This is a genomic window from Flavisolibacter ginsenosidimutans (assembly GCF_007970805.1).
GTDB classification, from domain to species: domain Bacteria; phylum Bacteroidota; class Bacteroidia; order Chitinophagales; family Chitinophagaceae; genus Flavisolibacter; species Flavisolibacter ginsenosidimutans.
Genome location: NZ_CP042433.1, coordinates 3572826 through 3594244, shown reverse-complemented (window position 1 = coordinate 3594244; position 21419 = coordinate 3572826). Strand labels below are relative to the sequence as shown.

At 45.9% G+C, this 21419-nt stretch carries 14 protein-coding genes; 12 read left to right on the top strand and 2 right to left on the bottom strand.

From position 1 onward, the window contains the following. Nucleotides 1-133: 133 nt before the first annotated feature. A complete protein-coding gene (locus FSB75_RS21710; RefSeq protein WP_148671881.1) occupies nucleotides 134-7111 on the top strand; it encodes an autotransporter-associated beta strand repeat-containing protein in 6978 nt (2325 codons plus the stop codon). Nucleotides 7112-7910: 799 nt separating this feature from the next. Here FSB75_RS21710 and FSB75_RS15145 read toward each other — a convergent pair. Beyond that, nucleotides 7911-8807, bottom strand: coding sequence for a helix-turn-helix domain-containing protein (locus tag FSB75_RS15145; protein WP_146789226.1), 897 nt, complete (start codon nucleotides 8805-8807; stop codon nucleotides 7911-7913). A gap of 150 nt (nucleotides 8808-8957) precedes the next feature. Between FSB75_RS15145 and FSB75_RS15140 the strand changes: the two genes are divergently transcribed. From FSB75_RS15140 to FSB75_RS15110, 7 genes are all read left to right on the top strand, one after another. Next, entirely contained in the window at nucleotides 8958-9809 is an 852-nt protein-coding gene (locus tag FSB75_RS15140) for an aldo/keto reductase (protein WP_146789224.1), read from the top strand. Between the two features lie 18 nt (nucleotides 9810-9827). Next, entirely contained in the window at nucleotides 9828-10811 is a 984-nt protein-coding gene (locus FSB75_RS15135) for an aldo/keto reductase (RefSeq protein WP_146789222.1), read from the top strand. A gap of 41 nt (nucleotides 10812-10852) precedes the next feature. After that, on the top strand, nucleotides 10853-11317 hold the full coding sequence (locus FSB75_RS15130; RefSeq protein ID WP_146789220.1) for a cupin domain-containing protein: 465 nt from the start codon (nucleotides 10853-10855) through the stop codon (nucleotides 11315-11317). A 29-nt stretch (nucleotides 11318-11346) separates the two neighbouring features. After that, entirely contained in the window at nucleotides 11347-11856 is a 510-nt protein-coding gene (locus tag FSB75_RS15125; protein WP_146789218.1) for a nuclear transport factor 2 family protein, read from the top strand. A 35-nt stretch (nucleotides 11857-11891) separates the two neighbouring features. After that, on the top strand, nucleotides 11892-12491 hold the full coding sequence (locus FSB75_RS15120; protein ID WP_146789216.1) for a flavodoxin family protein: 600 nt from the start codon (nucleotides 11892-11894) through the stop codon (nucleotides 12489-12491). 398 nt (nucleotides 12492-12889) lie between these two features. Continuing rightward, nucleotides 12890-13984 carry an NAD(P)-dependent alcohol dehydrogenase gene (locus FSB75_RS15115; RefSeq protein ID WP_146789214.1) on the top strand — a complete coding sequence of 365 codons (1095 nt, stop codon included), beginning with the start codon at nucleotides 12890-12892 and terminating at the stop codon, nucleotides 13982-13984. Between the two features lie 18 nt (nucleotides 13985-14002). Then, a complete protein-coding gene (locus FSB75_RS15110; RefSeq protein WP_146789212.1) occupies nucleotides 14003-14404 on the top strand; it encodes a (R)-mandelonitrile lyase in 402 nt (133 codons plus the stop codon). 197 nt (nucleotides 14405-14601) lie between these two features. Here the strand turns inward: FSB75_RS15110 and FSB75_RS15105 are convergent, their stop codons facing one another. Further along, nucleotides 14602-15285: a phosphatase PAP2 family protein gene (locus FSB75_RS15105; protein ID WP_172623164.1), complete on the bottom strand. Its 684-nt coding sequence runs from the start codon at nucleotides 15283-15285 to the stop codon at nucleotides 14602-14604. 263 nt (nucleotides 15286-15548) lie between these two features. On the opposite strand from FSB75_RS15105, the gene FSB75_RS15100 reads away from it, so the two are divergent. Genes FSB75_RS15100 through FSB75_RS15085 form a run of 4 tightly spaced genes read left to right on the top strand, consistent with a single transcriptional unit; the run spans nucleotide 15549 to nucleotide 21268 of the window. After that, nucleotides 15549-15989 carry a PepSY-like domain-containing protein gene (locus tag FSB75_RS15100; protein WP_146789208.1) on the top strand — a complete coding sequence of 147 codons (441 nt, stop codon included), beginning with the start codon at nucleotides 15549-15551 and terminating at the stop codon, nucleotides 15987-15989. Nucleotides 15990-16029: 40 nt separating this feature from the next. Next, nucleotides 16030-17262, top strand: a complete 1233-nt coding sequence (locus tag FSB75_RS15095; RefSeq protein ID WP_146789206.1) for a TolC family protein — start codon at nucleotides 16030-16032, stop codon at nucleotides 17260-17262. Between the two features lie 17 nt (nucleotides 17263-17279). Then, nucleotides 17280-18215 carry an efflux RND transporter periplasmic adaptor subunit gene (locus FSB75_RS15090; RefSeq protein ID WP_146789204.1) on the top strand — a complete coding sequence of 312 codons (936 nt, stop codon included), beginning with the start codon at nucleotides 17280-17282 and terminating at the stop codon, nucleotides 18213-18215. Then, nucleotides 18212-21268 (top strand): efflux RND transporter permease subunit, encoded by a 3057-nt coding sequence (locus FSB75_RS15085; protein ID WP_146789202.1) that lies wholly within the window; start codon nucleotides 18212-18214, stop codon nucleotides 21266-21268. Before FSB75_RS15090 ends, FSB75_RS15085 begins: the two co-directional genes overlap by 4 nt. Nucleotides 21269-21419: the final 151 nt, after the last annotated feature.

Genomic DNA, 21419 nt, shown 5'->3' with positions numbered 1-21419 from the left:
CCCGTCAATACTTGGGCATTTTTCATAACAGCACAGGACAGACTGCAAAATGCTTCATTCTAATTTCCCTGCTACTAACTAAAACCATCTTTTGCTTCTATTACTAACGACTTAGCTATTCACTAAAACCAACATGGAAAAAATTTTACCCCTCGCAAAGAGCATTGCGCTCTTTGTAGCCCTCGCCTTGTCTTTACATTCCAATTCGCAATTGCCCGCCTTCCCCGGAGCCGAAGGTTTTGGCAAATACGCCGTCGGCGGACGATATGGATCGGTGTATCACGTGACCAATTTAAATAACTCGGGCGCAGGCTCATTGCGTGATGCCGTGAGCCAACCAAACAGGATTGTTGTATTTGACGTTGCCGGTGTAATTAAGATTACCGAGCGATTGGTTGTTTCCAGCAACATTTACCTTGCCGGTCAAACAGCTCCCGGCGAAGGCATTATCGTGTACGGCAACGGTTGGTCATTCACCAAGGCAAGCAATACCATTTGCCGTTACATGAAAATACGAATGGGAATTGTGGGCAGCAGCGGTACGGATGCCAATGGCTTGTCGGATGGGCATGACATCATCTTTGATCACTGCTCGGTGTCATGGGGACGAGATGAAAACTTTTCTATCAACTCAACTACGGCACAAAATGTAACCATTCAAAACAGCATCATCTCGCAAGGTTTATTAACACATTCTGCCGGCGGATTGATTCAATGTGATGGTGGCATTACCTTGTACCGTAACCTTTACGCTGATAACGGTACCCGCAACAACAAAGTGAAAGGTGTCAGTCAGTACGTCAACAACATCGTGTACAACTGGAGCGCAGGTGCGTACATCATGGGCGGTGAGTCCAGTGGTAATTCTTATGTGAACGTTACCAACAACTGCTTTATTCAAGGGCCTGTTGACGGCGTACGGCCGTTAAGTGCCGGCAATTCGTTGTTCCATATTTACGCAGCCGACAACATTTACGACAATAACCGGGACGGTATTTTTAATCCTTACACGGTTCCGCAAAGCGAGTACGAAGGCCCGCCGGATTTTCAGGCAACGCCGTATAATTACCCAACATTGCCAACCGTGCCTGCAAATACATTAATCAACAATATATTACCTGGCGTTGGCGCAAGCCTTCCTTATCGCGACTACGCAGATTATTATGTGGTAAACGAAGTAAAAACTTTTGGTAAAAAAGGCGACTTGATTGCCAACGAAAGCACACTGCCTTTTGGTGCTCCTACCACTTGGAGTTTGTGGGCCGGCACAGCAAGAATAGATACCGATAACGATGGCATGCCTGATGCTTGGGAGACAGCCAACGGAACCAATCCTGCTGTGAACGATGCGATGACCGTTTCAGGAAATGGCTATGCAAACATTGAAAACTACATCAACAGCATCGCGGCCAATAGCGTACAGGATTACCTGAGGGCTCCTTTAAAGCTGAAACAAGATTCCGCTACGCAAAACACCTTGTACTTGTCATGGTTCGATTACACCGAAAGAGAACAAGGTTATATTGTAGAAAGAAAAGTCAACGGCACATTCGTGCAGATAGGTACAACGGGTGTGAACGAAAATTTCTTTGTTCTGAACGGCCTGCAACCCGAAGAAACCGCCACATTCCGTGTAAAAGCCTTCAATGCTACAACGCAATCAGGCTATTCCAACGAGTTGTCGGCAAAAACAAAACCGGTTGAAGTTCCTGTGTTGGATCCAACAACGTTTTCGCCTGATTTGACATGGACAGGTGCAATCAGCCAAGATTGGGACAAAATCACCAACAACTGGAAAACAGCAGGCAATTCACCCGCCGCCTTTACTGATGGCAGCTCTCTTGCTTTTCCTGAAGCAGGTGCGTCCGGACGAACCGTGAACATTACCGCGCCAATGACAACCAACGATATCCTGGTAAACAGTAACGGTAATTACACTTTGTCGGGACCCGGATACATCACAGGAAATAAATCACTGAACAAAACAGGAACGGGAACATTATCGTTATTAACCAATAATACATATGCCGGCGCAACCGTATTAAGAGCTGGTACGATTGAGTTCAATAAACTCGCCAATGGCGGTGTAGCCAGCTCTATCGGTGCTTCGCCAAACTACGGCTTTAACTGGGTTTGGAAAGGCGGCACATGGGTTTACACCGGCGGCACAGCAAGTACAGATAGAAGCGCTACAATAGATGAGACAACCGAATTCAATGTAAGCAACAGCGTCAGCACCGTAACGTTCAATGGGGTATTAACCGGTGATGGAGGATTGACTAAATCAGGCCCCGGTAAATTGGTGTTGAAAAACGCCAACCCTTATGCCGGCGAGACTGTTATCAAAGGCGGTACGCTGGAAGTGAGTCCTGTGAGCAGTGCAACCGAAACCGATGATATCATAAGCGACAACAGGGGCATTGGTACATCTAACGTTTTGCGTTTGCACAACGGTACGTACAAAACATCCAACGGCAGCACGACCATTTACGAAAACTATCCGTTGAATTTGTATGTGGACGACAATACCGTGAATGGATTTGAGCCTTATCGCAATGCCAACCTATCCATGACGGTTCATGGCAATGGCACATTAAATTATACCATCCCTTATTTGCGGGAAATCATTCAAGGTGACTGGAGCGACTTTACGGGTACATTGGTAGCCAACGGTGTGACGACCGATGACAACTACAGCCTTCTGGCTATTGATAACGGTGTAGGTTTCCCCAGCAACAGAGTCGTTACAACCGGTAATACCAAGATCATTGCCTATAGCAACAACCAAACACTTTACTTAGGAGGCTTATCGGGAAATGCTGGCACATGGCTTTCTACGGGTGGAACAAAGTCTCCGAGTTTTGGTAACGGTTTTACCACGTACGTTGTTGGTGGAGCAGGAACCGATGAAACCTTTAACGGCATCATCAACAACCACCTTTACGGCAATGCAGCAGATGGAAACGGAACGACCACCATTGTGAAAGAAGGCAACGGCTTGTGGCGCTTAAATGGCAACAATACCTACATAGGTACAACAACGATCACGGGAGGAAAATTAATCATCAACGGTACCAATTCCGGAAACGGAGTGGTAACGGTAAATGATGGAACAATCCTCGCCGGTAAAGGAAGCATCGCCGGTGCGGCGACTGTAGCCGGTACGTTAGAACCGGGTGACAGCTCAATTGGTACATTAACGCTGAAAGATAAGCTGACCTTGCAATCAACAGCCATCACGAATATTGATGTAAACAAAACAACAAACACTTGGGACAAGGTTAATGTGACCAGCAACATTGCCTACGACGGTACGCTAAAAATCAACTTTACAGGAACGCCTGCTTCCGGCGACAAGTTTAAAATCTTTACGACTTTAGCTTCGGTTACCGGTACCATCACGCGGTTTGATCCTGCTACGCCTGGACCAGGCCTGCTGTGGGTTTTTAATCCGGCAAAAGGAGAATTGGCCGTACAATCACCCAACTTTGTAGAAGCTCCATCGGGTTTAGCGTTAAACGCTACAACATCAATTCCAACGGCATCCAGTACGATCAATTGCAGCTGGACAGACAATTCTGATAATGAAGATTATTTTGTTTTAGAGCGCAGCACCGACAGCATCAATTTTGCGGATATTGCGCACATTGATGCCAATACGACAACTTACCTAGATGCTGGCCTGTCGCCCGGTACGAAATATTACTACCGCATCAAAGCACATAGCCCGTTGAATGAGTCGGCTTACAGTTCCGTCGTTCCGGTAACAACGCCGTCGTCAACGACAATGCCTACTAATCCGGCAAGCCCTTCACCCGTTAACAATGCAAGCAATCTTTTCCTGAGTGGCAATACGGTCAACCTTACCTGGGCAAGCAATTATGCGGATAACTATTCGATTTATTTTGGAACCAGCAGCGATAACCTGACAAAGCTTGCAGAAATTCCTGCTACGTCTTCTTCGTACACCTCGCCGGTTCTAAGCCCGAACACTAAGTATTACTGGCGTGTTGATGCAACAAACGTGAATGGCACCACCACAGGTTCGGTATGGAACTTTAAAACAGCGAACGTGCCTATAACCGTTGCAGGCGACTACAGAACAAAAGCGAGCGGCAACTGGGGTTCCGGCTCGGTTACTACCGCTATCTGGGAAGTATTTGACGGCACTTCGTGGAATGCAACTTCAACGCTTCCTTCTTCATCAACGCCAACCGTTTCCATTCGCACCGGTCATACTGTTCGCTTAAATGCCACGACGAGTGCAAATAACGTTGTCGTGGAAAGTGGTGCGACATTGTTATCAGGCACTACTACGGGAGCATCCGGTACAGCCACTGTGCAGAACCTTCGTATTGCCAACAGCGTTAACAACTTTGGCGCAGTAGGTTCAAGTTCTACTTCTACTGACCGCGTCAACTTCGAAGCTACCCGCAACAACGGTACGATCTATGTCACAGGTACAAGTACGTATTACCTGAATACATTCTCTGTACACACGATGGCGCAGAACCTGGAAATTGTTGTTGATGCCAATTTAAACCTGACCAGTTACCTGCGTGCCTTTAGCACAACATCGCCGAGCGATAACTCGCAAAACGACGACAACGTTACTGTCACAATCAACGAAGGAAAGACAGTAACCATGGGAAGCTCGGGTTACCTGCACATTCAAAGCAGCGGCAATACCAACGCTACCAATACCATTAGTTCGTTTGGTAATTATACCTACAATATTAACGGTACATTGGACATGCGCTCTACGGGCACAACCGCTATTGTTGCGCATTCAACACGGGCAAGTGTCATCACGATTAACACTAATGGCACGTGGATGCTGGGTAATGCAATGCGCCTCGTTCCGGCAACTGGCTCATCACCGGTTGGCACATTAAACCTGAACATCGGGCCGAATGGCGTTGTGGATGCAGGTGCAAGAACAATCAGTTCGAGCAATACGGCAACCAATCTCGTTGTAACCAATTCATCTATGCCGTTGACAGTGTTCTTCAACATTGGCGGCGGCGGTTTATTGAAAAGCAAAGTTGCCAACTCCGAGGTACTTTATCCGATTGGCTCAGGCGGTACATACAGCCCTGTAAAGCTAAATAATTCTGGTACGGCCGACATCGTCGGAGTGGGCGTTGCGACTGGATTTGATAAGCCGGTAACCAATGCAACACGAATGGTGAACAAGCAATATTCGATTGTGCCAACGACCACGGGTGTCGCCAAATTGGATGTTAGCCTCGGCTGGATTACGGCAGATCAAGGTTCTAATTTCGATCTCTCCCTTCCAACACCGCAAGCACGGTACAACACGAATTCTTGGGTTGAAACGCCTTCAACTTTATCCGGTGCCGGAACGGTTCCCAATCCATATTATGTCAAGGTATCAGGTTATACAGCCTTTGGTTCATTTGCGGTAACCAACCCCGCTGTTCCGCCTGTGGTTGTTACGAAGAACTTCACCACTAATCTGAACGAGATGGGCAGCGTTACCATCACACCTGCTAATATAGACAACGGAAGCAGTGATGATTATGCAATAGCAAGTATGTCGTTGGATAAAACCACATTTGACTGTTCCAATGTTGGAGAGAACACTGTGACATTAACGGTAACTGACATCCACGGTAATCAAGCTACCGGCACAGCTACTGTTTTTGTAAAAGACCTAACGCCACCAACTGCTGCCACAAAAAATATAACAGTAAACTTAACGGGTGGGACTGCAACAATTTCTGCCGCTGATGTAAACAATGGTTCTGCTGACGCTTGCGGAATTAAAGCGATTAGCCTTGACAAAACCAGTTTTGATTGCAGCAATGTTGGAGAGAACGCGGTAACGTTAACCGTAACCGACGTGCACGGTAACCAAGCCAGCGGCACAGCCATAGTTGTAGTAAAAGATGTGACGTTACCGTCTGTAATTACAAAGAACATTACTGTCAACCTATCATCTGATGGCAAAGCAACAATCGCAGCCGCAGATGTGAACAACGGCTCTTCAGATGATTGCGGAATTCAGTCTGTGAATCTTGACAAGAGTTCGTTCGACTGCAGCAATGTTGGAGAGAACACTGTTGTCTTGACTGTAACGGATACCCATGGCAACCAGGCTACTGGCACTGCTACCGTTACAGTGAAAGACGTGACAGCACCAACCGTTGTAACGAAAAACATTACGGTGAACTTATCCGGTGGAAAAGCAACAATCACTGCTGCTGATATTGATAATGGTTCTGCAGATGCTTGCGGTATTAAATCAATGAGCATTGATAAAACTTCGTTTACGTGTGCCAGCATTGGTACGCATGAAGTAACGCTTACAGTTACCGATGCTCATAACAATACCGCCAATGCAAAAGCGGTTGTTACAATTGTTGGCGCCATACCACAACCAGGTATTGTGGTGTCACGTAACGATCAAACATACACTGGCGGCTCAGCTACTACCGTGTTCCTGGGTTATGGAGCACAGAAATTAAACTTTACGGCAACGGATGCAACGTCCACATCAAGTGAATTCAGTTGGACGCCTTCAGCTTCATTGAGCGTAACCAATAACGCTTCAACAATTTTTGCTCCGTCCAGTGCCGGCAATTATCCTTATTCGGTTACAGCAACCAATGAATACGGATGTTCCGCTTCGGCTTCGATAGTAGCAACGGTGTTTGATGTGCGCTGCGGCACAAAGATGGACAAGGTAATCCTGTGTCACAAAGGTGGCAAGGAATTGTGCATCGGCTATGAAGGGGTACAGGATCATTTAGCGCATGGTGATAAATTAGGCAGTTGCGTCAGTCCGTCGATTACCAGCAGAACAGTAGCAGAACCAACAGTGGTGAATTATGAAAGTGATTTATTTGTTTCACCAAACCCTGCTACCTCTGGTACGAACGTATCGTTTACATTGCCTCAAGCCGGGAAATACAAACTGGAATTGTTTAATGTCAATGGCGTTCGTGTTAAACTGTTGCAGGAAGCTGTTTCCAAGGTGGGACAAAATATATACAAGCTTGATGCTAGCACATTGACACCTGGCTTGTATCTCATAAGATTAACAACTACTGATGTTAGCTTAAGCAAGCAGCTAATTGTGCAATAGTTGCTTGTAAAAAGAAACAAAAAAGCAGCCCGTTCAACGGGCTGCTTTTTTGTTTCTGGTTTTGAATACGTGTCGTAGCAAATTTTCAACAACGCAGGACTCTGTTAGCCCCTTTTGTGTCCTACTATATAACTTTAAAAACTTCGCGATAGAACTAACCAGGTTTCGTCCAGGGTAAGCGATTTTTGATCATTTATACTTCTGCTTCGCAACTGAGCGGAAGAGCGAAACAATTACACCCGATTGATCACCAAGAAGGCTACCAAATTGGTAACTTATAAAGACGATGAGATTTAACTCAGAGACTGAAGCACCTGTAAAACAAAGAAGCCTTAAGAGTCTTTGTTTTATTGGGTTAAAGAAAGAGAGAGGCAGGTTGTGCTTTCAAAATAGGAACCTTGCGTGTTCGTAAAAGGACACTATCCAACGAATACAGTGTGCATCTAAACGAGCGCAAACCGGCACTCTTTGTAAACCATTTTGCTTCTCCTGCAATTTCGTCTACCCGTTCCGTCGGTAATCGAACAGGCAGTACCTCGGCAAAACGAAAGTTAATTTAGAGTCTACTCATCCATTAATGTACATTCAGCAGCAAGTGGCTGCGTCGGTTTGCTAATTTTATGAGTTGTGAAGCCAATTCAAATTCAACAATGTTCTTCAAATCCTGAAACAAAAGTTCGAACCAAGACTAGTTCTGTCTACCAAATATTTGTTTTGAGAAGAAACGGGACGGTAAAGATCAAAAGGCCGAAATTCTTACCAATCGAGGTTCGGGTTTTATTGGCAAGCCGCTCTGCTTTTAGTTCAGCATCCTGTACTCATTCGGCGATTGCCCAACACGTTGCTTAAACAAACGGGTAAAATGCTGGGGATACTTAAATCCCAACTCATAGGCAATTTCGCTCACTGATTTGCTTTGGTCAAATATTCTTTCTTTCGCTACGTCAATCACCTTTTCCTGTATATATTCTTGAGCAGTCTTTCCCGTTTCTTTTTTTATCAGGTCTCCAAAATAGCTTGCCGATAAATTTAATTGGCTTGCGCACCAGCCTACCGAAGGCAAACCAATTGTTTGCGGTTTATCAGTTCCAAAATATTCGTTGAGCAAGTGTTCAAACCATTCCAGCGTTCCTTTGTGCACGTTTTCGCGGGTAATGAACTGGCGGTCGTAAAAACGAATACAATAATTCAACAGCATTTCAATATTAGAAACTATCAATCTTCTGCTATGCTTATCAATGGCATGTTCCAACTCATACTCAATTTTAGAAAAACAATCCAATACAATTCTTCTCTCACGTTCAGACAAATGCAATGCTTCATTCGATTGATAGGAAAAGAAACTATATTCCTGGATGTGCCGTCCAAGCGATGTGCCGTGTATCAAATCGGGATGAAAAGCCAATGCGTACCCTTTGGGTTGATACATTTCTCCACTGTTTTCAACGCTAACCACCTGTCCGGGTGCAATGAATACCAGGGTGCCTTCCTGATAATCATAGGTGGCCCGCCCATACCGCAAGTCACCGCATTTCACTTCTTTTAAAAAGACGGTGTAAAGCCCATAATACATATTGGAGACATTCCTTGGAGCCGCCTTTGACATATCAATCACAGTCACCAGCGGATGCAGGGTTTCGTGCTGATTAAACAAATTGTAATCATTCACTGTTACAAATCTTCGCATGTTGTCCATATCAACCTTGTTTTCACGCCCAAAATTACCGCATCCTTCGCCGCATGGTTAATGAGCCTGCTTTAATCAGCAAGATTGGTAAGAGAAACCGTAATCTGTATACCATTGGAGCAAATAGAAGCAGGGACCTTTGCTCCATCAAACAAAAAAATGCAGGCTGTAAAACTTAACAACGGTGTGGAAATGCCCATCCTTGGGTTCGGTGTGTTTCAAGTCAAAGATTTATCGGAATGTGAAAGAAGCGTTGTGGATGCGATTGAAACAGGTTATCGTTTGATTGACACGGCGCAGTCTTACGAAAACGAAGAAGCCGTTGGCAACGCGATTAAAAGAAGCGGTGTAGCAAGAGAAGAGTTGTTTATCACAACCAAAGTTTGGATTCAATCAAACGGTTATGAGGGAACGAAGAAAGCCTTTGAAACCTCGCTGAAGAAGCTACAATTAGACTATCTGGATTTGTATCTTATACACCAACCTTACGGCGATGTGTATGGCGAGTGGCGAGCCATGCAAGACCTGTACAAAGAGGGGAAAGTAAGAGCCATTGGTGTCAGCAACTTTCAGCCAGACAGGCTTGTTGATTTAATTATTCACAATAAAGTCATTCCTGCGGTTAACCAGATTGAAACCCATCCGTTCCATCAGCAAACGGAAACACAAAAATTCTTGCAGGAGAACAATGTGCAAATTGAGTCTTGGGGGCCATTCGCCGAAGGCAAGAACGACATCTTCCAAAATGAGCTACTCCTTTCAATTGGCAAGAAACACCACAAATCCGTTGCACAGGTTATTCTCCGCTGGCTGACGCAAAGAGGCATTGTTGCCATTCCAAAATCAGTTCGCAAAGAACGAATGGAAGAAAACTTCAACAGCCTTGATTTCGAGTTGAGCGGGGAAGATATGAATGCCATCAAAACATTGGATACAAACGCAAGCCTCTTCTTTGACCACCGCGACCCGGCAATGGTCAAATGGCTTGGCGAGAGAAAACTAAATAACTAAACAAGTAAAGAGACTAACATGAAAAAAAGAACATTGGGAAAATCAGGTCTTGAGGTATCGGCCCTTGGTTTGGGTTGTATGGGATTGAGTTTCGGTTATGGCAATAAAATAGAAAGGCAAGATGCCATTAAGCTGATTCGTTCAGCTTATGAACGGGGTGTGACTTTCTTTGATAGCGCAGAAGCCTACGGGCCGTTTGAGAACGAAGAACTTCTTGGCGAAGCCTTGGAGCCATTCCGCAAAGAAGTGGTAATTGCAACAAAATTTGGTTTCAAAGAAGGCAAAACAGCTTTGGGTACCGATAGTCGTCCCCAAACTATTAGGGCAATGACGGATGCGGCACTGAAGCGTTTACGAACGGATACAATTGATCTGCTTTACCAGCACCGTGTTGATCCAAATGTGTCCATTGAAGATGTTGCAGGCACCGTAAAGGACTTAATCAAAGAAGGAAAGGTGAAGCATTTCGGGCTTTCAGAAGCCGGCGTACAAGTCATTCGTAGAGCACATGCCGTTCAACCGGTAACTGCACTGCAAAGTGAATACTCGCTTTGGTGGAGAGAACCCGAACAAGAAATTCTTCCAACCTTAGAAGAACTTGGAATTGGCTTCGTCCCTTTCAGTCCTTTGGGCAAAGGTTTTCTAACCGGCAAGATTGATGAGAACACCACGTTTGACAAAACAGATTTTAGAAACACCGTGCCCCGCTTCTCGGAAGAGAATAGAAAAGCCAATCAAGCGTTGGTTGACTTGCTTGGAAGAATCGCTCAAGAAAAGAACGCAACGAATGCGCAAGTAGCGTTGGCATGGCTGCTGGCTCAAAAGCCTTGGATCGTTCCCATTCCCGGTACAACAAAACTTCACCGCTTGGAAGAAAATATAGGTGCCGCAACCATTGCGCTGAGTGCTGATGATTTGAAAGAAATCAATGACGCTCTTTCAACCATTGAGGTGCAAGGTGCTCGATACAGTGAACAGGCGCAAAAGATGATTAATCGTTAGACGCTACCAACAAGCTAAAATCACCAGTAACACTAAACAAAATGAAGAAAGCAATTTATGTTACGCTGTTCGTGGCAGCAGTTTCCTTTTGCAATCGTGCGGCTGCCCAAGATTCAACCCTTTTTCCAAAAGGTCAAATCGGGGCTAACACCAGTAACTATACCGGCACGATCTGGCTCAGTGAATTAAATCACCCCGACAGCAATTTCACCTTCAGTCTGGCGCAAGCAGTATATACACCTGGTTCAAAACTGGACTGGCACATTCATCCTGGTGGTCAATACTTGCTTATCACAGAAGGCACTGGCTACTATCAGGAAAAAGGCAAGCCCGGAAGAGTGGTCCGTAAAGGCGACATCATCAAGTGCGATCCCGGAATAGAGCATTGGCATGGAGCTGCACCCAATAGTAGCTTCTCTTACGTTGGCGTTACTCCTACCCAAAAAGGAAAAACAATCTGGCTGAAGAGAGTAACCGAAGCGGAGTACAACAGCATTAAAAAATAACAACCACCATAAACTAAAAACTTACGACTATGAAGAAACTTATTCTCGGACTTTTCTTGTATGCAGCTTGTGTGCAGCAACTGTTACATGCGCAGGCCAAATTGCCAAATGCGATGGCTACAAGCGCAACGAAAGAAGAAGGCGAGCTGCTTGATCTTTCCAAAACGAAATGGACGTGGATGGCTGATAAAAATGTGGACTCCTTAAACAGGCTGTTTGCGGAGAACTGTGTGTTTGTTCACATGGGAGGAAGTTGGGGCAAAAACCAAGAACTCACCACCATTAAAAGCGGCGGCATCTGGTACAAGAAAGCAGCGGTTTACGGAGCGTCAGTAAACATCTTCGGTAATACGGCTATTCTCTTAAATGACATTGACTTGCTGGCAGTGGTTGGCGGTAATGAAGTCACCCATGCGTTTATGGTGACGGAAGTATATGTGAAAGAAGCGGGCAAATGGAAGATGGGTTCACTCACGTTTTCAACACTGCTGCGACCCGTTAAAATGAATAGCAATAGCAACAATCGGCAACAGCATTAGGTTAGAATTTTTTTCGTTTGTTGAATTACCGTAAGATGAAAAACGCAATCATTCTCTTAACAGTCTTTGGCGCATGGTTTACGTCGGGTTGTTCCAATGCTCAATCAGTGTCTCCAAAAAGTGTATTGATCGTTTACTTGTCCCGGACAAACAACACAAAAGCAATAGCGGAAATTATTCAGGCAAATGTGGGTGGGACTTTGGTAGCACTTGAATTAGAAAAGCCCTATCCATCAGACTATAAACAAACGGTACAACAAGTCATGCACGAAAATGAGACCGGTTATTTGCCTCCATTAAAGACAAAGATTGACAGCATCGAGAAGTACGATGTTGTTTTCATTGGCTTTCCTACCTGGGACATGAAAATGCCGCCGCCACTTAAAAGCTTTTTGCACGACTATAACCTTAGGGGTAAAACGGTCGTTCCTTTTAATACCAACGCAGGCTATGGTGTGGGCAGTGGTTTCCAAACAGTGGAAAAACGTTGCCCAGATAGTAAAGTATTGGAAGGTTTCTCAATCAAAGGCGGAATTGAAAGAGACGGCGTTTATCTAAACATCAAAGATGAAAAGAGGAAGGAAGCAGAAAAAGAAGTAAAGGAATGGTTACAACGCATCAGGCTAATCAAATAAACGCGGGCTTTTGTCTGGAGTAAGGCATGCCTCGAAAACCTTGCGTTGCCGGTAGGTTTTAAAGTCATGATCGCATTGGCCTTTATGGCTTTTATTTTTACAAGACGTTTTAAGGAAAAAAGCAGAGCCCTGGTCAGGAAGTCAATTCCAATTGTTTTGTCCGCTTCAGCCAATCTTTTTTCATCCCGCTATGATTTTTTCTTTGTAATCGTTCCCGATGTAAAGCACATTGATTTTATATAACCGGGTCCATATTGTTTCGTTCGGCAAATTGCCTTTGCACTTTATGCAAAAAAATAAATGAGCCCATCAACAGAAGATTGTACGGTTATTGGTACAAGTTCTAATTCTAAAAATGGTTGAGGATTTTCTAACACAACGATAAAAAACTTAGTAACATGGAAGCAGTAAAAGCAACAGCGGAAGGCGTAAAAGCCGTTAACGCGAAACAGGTAAAAGCATTCGGTACAGAAGCGGCAACAGCACCCTTGCAAGAACGAAACATTCAAAGAAGAAAACCAACACCGCACGACGTGGAGATTGAAATACTCTATTGCGGCGTTTGTCACTCCGATCTTCACACCGCGAGAAACGAATGGCACGGTACCGTCTATCCCTGCGTGCCCGGACATGAAATCGTTGGAAGAATTGCAAGCGTTGGAAATCACGTCACCAAATTTAAAGTGGGTGATTTGGCAGCGGTAGGTTGCATGGTGGATAGCTGCCGCGAATGTGATTATTGCAAAGAAGGACTGGAACAATATTGCGAAGAAGGAAACACGGGAACCTATAACTCGTCCGACCCGCACCTCGGTACGCATACTTACGGCGGTTATTCGGAAAGCATCGTGGTAGATGAAGCCTTTGTTTTGCGTGTACCCGAAAATCTTGATCCCGCAGCAACGGCACCGTTGCTTTGCGCAGGCATCACGACTTATTCTCCGTTGAAGCACTGGAACGTTGGTCCCGGTAAGAAAGTCGGCATTGTGGGCATTGGCGGATTGGGACACATGGGCGTGAAACTGGCGAAGGCAATGGGCGCAGAAGTGATTGTATTTACAACGTCACCTTCAAAGGTTGAAGACGCAAAACGTCTGGGTGCTGATGATGTTGTGCTGTCGAAAGACGACAGCCAGATGCAACGCTACGCAGGCAAACTTCATTTTGTTTTGGATGCCGTTTCCGCACAACACGACATCAATGCTTATCTAAACCTGTTGCGGGTGGACGGTTCATTGGCTTTGGTAGGAGCACCGGAACGTCCGCTTCCGGTTGCCGCATTCAGTCTTATTCCTTACCGCAGAAGTTTTGCAGGCTCCATGATTGGCGGCATTGCCGAAACACAGGAGATGCTTGATTTCTGTGGCAAGCACGGCATCGTTTCCGACATTGAAATGATCGGCATTCAGCAGATCAACGAAGCGTACGAACGTTTGTTGAAAGGCGATGTGAAATATCGCTTCGTGATTGACATGGCTTCTTTAAAAAAGTAAACAGGCAAAAGATCAACAATGACAATAACAAGAAACGCTTCACGGCCTTCGGCCAAAGGACCCGAAGATTGGTTTACCGGCGCCGTGCGGGTAGATCCTTTGTTTGACCCGAACGAAGCAAGACGAAGCGGCGCCGCTACGGTTACGTTTGAACCGGCTGCAAGAACGGCCTGGCATACGCATCCGCTTGGTCAAACATTAATCATCCTATCGGGTCGCGGTTGGGTTCAGAAAGAAGGTGAGCGGGTGGAAGAAGTACAGCCCGGCGATGTTGTTTGGTTCGCGCCAAACGAGAAGCATTGGCACGGCGCTACGGCCACAAACGGCATGTCGCACATTGCGATACAAGAAAACCTGAACGGCAAAGTTGTGGAGTGGATGGAAAAAGTAAGGGACGAAGAATACAACGGTCCCAAATAAGCTTTAGCAAAAGAACGTTCACGATAAAGTGAGCGTTCTTTTTTCTTTACTCAATTCTCAAGTTAGGGAATATTAAATCCAATCATACAAACCTCCTTCGTTTGCCCGCTGTTTTCTTCCGTTTAACTGCGCCATTTTGCCTTTTGTTTTCACGGCTTTCAAGGCAAGGGAGAGAAAAAAATGACACTTGCAAATTTTTAGTTCGTCTTTTTAAAAGCCGTACGTCCCAGTTTTTCCAGCAGCCAAAACGAAAGGCCAAGCCAAACAAGACAAAGGCAAAAGCCTGCAATTACGTCGCTGGCATAATGCACATGCAGGTAAACACGGCTAAAGGCAATGGCACAGGCAAAGAAGAAAAAAAAGATCGTCAATGTCCATCGGAGTGCGGCGCTCATTGGGTAGTGCCAGAGAATGTAAATGAGCAAACCGAAAAAGGTAAAAGAAGAAAAGGAATGCCCGCTTGGAAAACTAAATCCGTTTACATTTTGCACCAGCGGATCAAGCGGCCGGTGGCGGTGAAAGATGGCTTTTAGCGAAAATAAAATAACGGTGCTGGTAATACCAACTGCGGCAATGTTCCAGGAAAGCTGCTTGTTCTTTTTCAGGAAAAGAAAATAAAGAATGAGAAGGATATAAGCCGGAAACAAAAAATAAGACGAACCAAAAAACGTAACCGCCACCATCAATTTCGTCATAAATGGATTGGTCAATTCTTTGAGATGGGCAAACACAACCTGGTCTAAATAATTTTCATTTTCCAAAACCATTTCATCGGCAATAAACGCAAACACGGCCAAGGCCAGCAAAAAAATGCCGGCAACAAACAAAAGGCGTATCGAAAGGCTCTTGGTGTTTTGCGCTATCTTTTCTTTGCTTGCCATCGGTGAGTGATTCATCTTGCAACGCAATGAAAAACGTGCCTTGCTTTTCCGGGAAGAAAGAAGGCCGTTTCAATTAGCAGCCTTGTCTTTTGTAGAGACACGCCCCAGGCGTATCCGAACGACGAAACACCGGTTTGCCAAATTGAAAACGATACAAGAAAAACAAGGCGCTTTCAATTCTGAAGCGATTCTGAAGTGTGGAAATTCTTCCTTCAGTTTTTTGACAGATTTGCCCGATAGGTTTGTCTTCAAAATTGTTTAGTATGAAAAGAATATTTTTTGTCTTCGTTGTATCGTCCGCTTGCACAACGGCCTTTTCGCAAAAGCTTGCGTCAACAAAAGTGCCGCAAGCCGTAAAAGAAGGCTTCGCAAAAGCGCATCCAAACACCGCCGCCACATGGGAATGGGAAGACGCGAATTATGAGGCCAATTTTAAGGAAGGCGGAAAGACCATGTCTTGCGTGATTGACAAGCGGGGAACAATTCTTGAAACCGAATCTCCCGTTACCTTTAACGAACTCCCGGCCGGTGCAAAAAATTACGTGACACAACACGAAAAAGGGGGGAAGATCAAAGAGGTCGCAAAAATTGCGAAGGCAAACGGTGCGATCAATTATGAAGTGAACGTGCAGGGCAAAGACATTTTGTTTGACGCCAACGGAACCCGCATCGAAAAGCCAAAAGAGAAAAAAGAAAAAGACTGATTGCAGAAGCCGGCAATCCTCTTTAAAACCACAAGGCAGGATGAAATATCTCGTTAGCGTTGTACTCTTGTTGAATACACTCCTGTGCGCCGCGCAAATCCGTACCCTTGATTTTTTTCTGCAGCAGGCGGCGCAAAACAGCCCCGTTCTTAAAGACTACCAGAACCAAATTTTAATCAGCCGCATCGACAGCCAGTTGTTGCGTTCCTCATTAAGAACGCAGGTAAATTTTTTGAGCACCAACAGCATTGCGCCAAACATAAAAGGCTGGGGTTACGATCCAGCCATTACTAATTACGCCAACGTTTCGGCCATCTTTCAGGCCAATAGAAATTTCATCACGGCCAACAATCTTGCCGCGCAGTTGCGCACACTCGATTTGCAGCGAAGGGCTTTGCTCGATACCATTCAGCTTTCGCAACGCGACCTCGTGCGCACCATCACCGATCAATACATCACCGCTTACGGCGATGGCCTTGCAGCAGCCTTTACCAAAGAAGTTTTTGATTTAATGAAGGGCGAAGAAGTGATGCTGAAAAAACTGGCGGAGCAAAGCGTATTCAAGCAAACCGATTACCTGAATTTTTACGTCACAATGCAGCAGCAGGAGCTTGCGTATTTGCAGGCGCAAAATCAATACGCGGCCGATTATCTTACGCTGAATTATCTCGCCGGAATTGTTGACACGACCGTTCAACAATTGCAAAAACCCGACTTGCAGGAAGTGCTGCAGGCAGATCTTTCGGCCTCCGTTATTCTTCGCCGCTTTACGACAGACAGCCTTCGGCTCGCGGCTGAAAAAGAGATCATCAATTATCAATACAAGCCAAGAGTAGGCGCCTATGCGGACGGCGGCTACAACTCCAGCCTGCAGGAAGCGCCGTACAAAAACTTTGGTTTTAGTGCGGGCCTTAGCCTGGTCATTCCCATTTACGACGGGCATCAAAAAGGATTAAAGCTGGCGCAGGTGGACATTCGCGAACGTACAAGGCAGACAAACAAACAATATTTTTTGAACCAATACCATCAACAGGTGGCGCAACTGCGGCAGCAACTCAACGGCATCAATTTGCTGGTGGAAAAAATAGCCAGGCAAATTGAGTATTCCCACACGCTGATCGTTGCTAACAATAAGCTCTTGCAAACCGGCGACATCACGATGCGTGATTACGTCATCGCCATCAACAATTATTTGAACGCACAAAACTTAGCCACGCTGAACAACATCAGCCGTTTGCGCATCGTGAACGAAATAAATTATTGGAACCGTTAACAAATAAACGAGTGACCATGCAAAGAATGCACGTCTTTTCTTTTTTTCTTTTGCTGTTTGCTTTTGCCTGCAAGCACAAAGAGAAAGCCGCAGAGGAAGAAACGGTTGCGCCTGATGAAGTGCGAACGCCTGTGACGGTAACAAACATTGAAACGGCTTCGCTGAACGATTCCGTTGAACTGAACGCAACGTCTTCTTATCAACAAAGCAATTTCATCAAAGCATCCGCTAACGGTTATTTGCGTTCGGTAAACGTAAAGCTTGGGCAGATGGTGCACGCAGGTCAAACCGCTTTCACGCTGCAAACAAAAGAAGCGCATGCATTGGGCAACACCATTAACAACCTCGATCCTTCGTTTCATTTTTCAGGCATCATCAACATCAATGCGGCGGCCAGCGGTTACATTCAAAGCCTCAACCACCAGGTGGGCGATTACGTGCAGGACGGTGAACAACTCGCGGTATTGGCCGATGCAAAAAGCTTCGGCTTTATTCTCAATCTCCCGTACGAATTGCGGCCTTATGTGAACCCTGGCAAAACGCTGCAAATTGATTTGCCCGACGGTTCGCATGTAAACGGCGTTGTTGCCAACATTCTTCCGAACGTTGATTCGGTTTCGCAAACGCAGAACGTGTTGATAAGAGTGGCTTCATCGAAAACAATTCCGCAAAATCTCATTGCCAAAGTGCGCATTGTAAAATCACAACGGTCCAACGCAAGTTCTCTTCCAAAAGGTGCCGTGCTCACCGATGAATCGCAAGCAAATTTTTGGGTGATGAAAATGATTGATTCGGTAACGGCCGTGAAAGTGCCCGTCATGAAAGGCCTCGAGACAAAAGACCGCGTGGAAATTCTTCGTCCGCAGTTTGCGGCAACGGATAAAATTCTGCTTACCGGCAATTACGGCCTGTCCGATACGGCCAAGGTAAAAATCATGAAAGGAGAGGAATGAGAAACTTTTTTATCACGTACAAAAATCCGCTCTCGGTACTCATTGCGCTCATCATCATGGGCGGCGTGTACGTGTACACCAAATTGCAAACTTCTCTTTTCCCCGAGATCACTTTTCCTAAAATAAAAGTCATTGCCGATGCGGGCTTGCAACCCGTGAACAAGATGATGGTTACGGTTACGCAGCCGCTGGAAAACGCAATCAAGCAAGTGCCCGATTTAGCGGACGTGCGCAGCACCACAAGCCGCGGCAGCTGCGAAATTTCGGCCTTCATGAACTGGGACGCAAACGTTGACCTGAGCCAGCAACGCATTGAAAGCCGCATTGCGCAAATCCGCAACAGCCTTCCGCCCGACGTAAACATTACGGTGGAAAAAATGAATCCGTCCATCCTTCCGGTGATTGGTTATACGCTGGAGACAAATAGCCAAAGCCGCACGCCGGTTGACATGAAGCAGTTGGCGCTTTACACCGTCAAGCCCTTTCTTTCACAAGTGCCGGGTGTGGCCGAAGTGCGCATCATTGGCGGCAAGCAAAAAGAATACTGGCTCACGCTGGATGCGCAGAAAATGAGTACGCTGGGCATCACGCCGGATAAATTGTCAACCGCACTCTCGCAAACAAATTTCATCCAGGCCAATGGGTATTTGTCCGATTACCGGCAATTGTATTTAACCGTTACCGACGCCACCGTTCATTCACTGGAAGACTTGCAAAACCTGGTTGTTTCAAACGACGGCCGGCGCATTGTGCAGCTAAAAGACATTGCCGATGCGAAAATCAACGAAGGCGTTGAATACACGAAAATCAACGCCAACGGAAGGGCGGGCATTCTGGTGGCAATTGTAAAGCAACCGAACGCTAATCTTATTTCCTTGTCCGAGGCGGTGACAAAAAAGCTGGAAGAACTGAAGCGCATTCTTCCAAGCGGCGTTAGCATCAGGCCGTATTACGTGCAAGCCGATTTTGTGCACGATTCCGTTAGAAGTGTAACGGACAGTTTGTGGATTGGTTTGGTGTTGGCCATTGTTGTTGCCATTATTTTTCTTCGTTCGTTAAAAGCCAGTGCCACCATTCTAATCACCATTCCGGTTACAATTTGTTTAACGCTTATCGCAATTTATGCCGTAGGCTATACGCTCAACATCATGACGCTTGGCGCCATCGCTGCCGCCATTGGTTTGATCATTGACGACGCCATCGTGGTGGTAGAGCAAATTCACCGTTCGCACGAAGAACATCCCGATGAGCCGTCAACGGTTGTGGTGCAAAAAGCCATTCATTATTTGTTTCCGGCCATGATCGGCTCTTCGCTCAGTACCATTGTTATTTTTATTCCGTTTGAAATCATGAGCGGTGTGGCGGGAGAATATTTTAAGGTAATGACCAACACCATGATCATTACCTTGATCTGTTCGTTTTTTGTAACGTGGATTTGCCTGCCGGTGATTTATCTTTTGCTGACAAGAGAAAAGCCGGATTCAACAAAAGCAAAAAAAGAAGAGAAACCGCATGAGGTGAAGAAGCAGAAATGGGTTGCCTTCTTTATTCACAAACCGTATGTGAGTTTTGTAATTGTAGCAGCGTTGGCGGTTTCCATTTGGCTTGTGCTTCCGTTGTTGAAAACGGGTTTTTTGCCGGAGATGGACGAAGGCAGCATTGTGCTTGATTACAATTCGCCGCCGGGCACGTCGCTTGAAGAAACAGACCGCATCTTACATCACGTTGAAACCATCATCAACAAAGTTCCCGAAGTGCAGGCTTATTCGCGTCGCACCGGAACGCAGATGGGTTTTTTTATTACCGAACCCAATCGCGGCGATTACCTGATTCAACTAAAAAAGAACCGCAAGCGTTCCACCGAAGACGTGATTGCCGACCTGCGCAAACAAATTTCCAGTAGCCAACCGGCGCTTACCATTGACTTTGGCCAGGTGATCAACGACATGCTGGGCGATTTGATGGAATCGGTGCAACCCATCGAAATAAAAATTTACGGCGACAACGTTGCACGCTTACAAGCGTATTCGCAACAAGTAAGCGACATTGTTTCAAAGGTTGAAGGAACGGCTGATATGTTCAACGGTATCGTTATCTCTGGTCCTTCTGTTACCATTTTGCCCAACTATGCGGCATTGGCACAATACGGCTTAACGCCACAGGCCCTGCAAACGCAGGTGCAGCTTGGCTTGCAGGGCACGCAGGTGGGAACTATTTTGGAAAAGCAACAACTTTCCACGGTGCGCATCGTTTATCCCGGCACATCGGCACAAAGCGTGGAAGGGATAAAGCACCTGCAAATTTTTACGCCGTCCGGACGGTTGATGCCAATAACTTCTTTGGCTTCGGTGGAAGTCAACCCGGGCGATGCAGAAATACAACGCGAAAACCTGCAGGCGATGGGCGTTGTTACAGGACGTTTGGAGAACCGTGATCTTGGCAGTACGATGAAAGAGATTCAACGCAACGTTTCCACGCGGGTTGTGTTGCCGCAAGGCTATCACATCGAGTACGGCGGCGCTTACGCACAGCAGCAACAATCCTTTCACGAGTTGTTGCTCATCTTGATTACATCAAGCCTGTTGGTATTCGGCGTAATCCTGTTTTTGTTCAAAGATTTCTTTGTTGCAATATTGATTTTATTGCTTGCCGTGTTGGGCATTTCGGGAAGTTACCTTGCATTGTTTTTAACCAACACACCGTTAAACGTTGGCAGTTACACTGGCTTAATTATGATCGTGGGCATCATTGGTGAGAATGCCATCTTTACGTTTTTGCAATTCAGGGATACGTTGCAACAAAGCGGCAGCGTTGATGATTCGGTTGTTTTTGCCATCTCTACCCGCTTGCGTCCAAAACTGATGACGGCTCTCGGCGCTATCATTGCGTTGATGCCGTTGGCATTGGGGATCGGAACCGGTGCGGAATTACACCAGCCGCTTGCCATATCGGTCATTGGCGGTTTCCTTACAGCACTTCCGCTTTTGCTCATTGTGTTGCCATCGATGCTGCGCATCATTTACAGAAGAAGAAAGATTGAAGCGAACAGGTAAAAATAAGCTCGTGAAGAAAGTGTTTGCACTAAGTCAACGCCGTAGGTGTTAAATCTTGGTAGCAAAAAATCGCACAATGAAAACGGCTCCGTAGGAGCCGGAATTAATGCGACATGTTTTCTACCGAGATTCAGTGCCTACGGCGCTTTAG

Coding starts and splice junctions, on each gene's coding strand:
- FSB75_RS21710 (WP_148671881.1), top strand. CDS start 134: ATGGAAAAAATTTTACCCCTCGCAAAGAGCATTGCGCTCTTTGTAGCC.
- FSB75_RS15145 (WP_146789226.1), bottom strand. CDS start 8,807: ATGGACAACATGCGAAGATTTGTAACAGTGAATGATTACAATTTGTTT.
- FSB75_RS15140 (WP_146789224.1), top strand. CDS start 8,958: ATGCAGGCTGTAAAACTTAACAACGGTGTGGAAATGCCCATCCTTGGG.
- FSB75_RS15135 (WP_146789222.1), top strand. CDS start 9,828: ATGAAAAAAAGAACATTGGGAAAATCAGGTCTTGAGGTATCGGCCCTT.
- FSB75_RS15130 (WP_146789220.1), top strand. CDS start 10,853: ATGAAGAAAGCAATTTATGTTACGCTGTTCGTGGCAGCAGTTTCCTTT.
- FSB75_RS15125 (WP_146789218.1), top strand. CDS start 11,347: ATGAAGAAACTTATTCTCGGACTTTTCTTGTATGCAGCTTGTGTGCAG.
- FSB75_RS15120 (WP_146789216.1), top strand. CDS start 11,892: ATGAAAAACGCAATCATTCTCTTAACAGTCTTTGGCGCATGGTTTACG.
- FSB75_RS15115 (WP_146789214.1), top strand. CDS start 12,890: ATGGAAGCAGTAAAAGCAACAGCGGAAGGCGTAAAAGCCGTTAACGCG.
- FSB75_RS15110 (WP_146789212.1), top strand. CDS start 14,003: ATGACAATAACAAGAAACGCTTCACGGCCTTCGGCCAAAGGACCCGAA.
- FSB75_RS15105 (WP_172623164.1), bottom strand. CDS start 15,285: ATGGCAAGCAAAGAAAAGATAGCGCAAAACACCAAGAGCCTTTCGATA.
- FSB75_RS15100 (WP_146789208.1), top strand. CDS start 15,549: ATGAAAAGAATATTTTTTGTCTTCGTTGTATCGTCCGCTTGCACAACG.
- FSB75_RS15095 (WP_146789206.1), top strand. CDS start 16,030: ATGAAATATCTCGTTAGCGTTGTACTCTTGTTGAATACACTCCTGTGC.
- FSB75_RS15090 (WP_146789204.1), top strand. CDS start 17,280: ATGCAAAGAATGCACGTCTTTTCTTTTTTTCTTTTGCTGTTTGCTTTT.
- FSB75_RS15085 (WP_146789202.1), top strand. CDS start 18,212: ATGAGAAACTTTTTTATCACGTACAAAAATCCGCTCTCGGTACTCATT.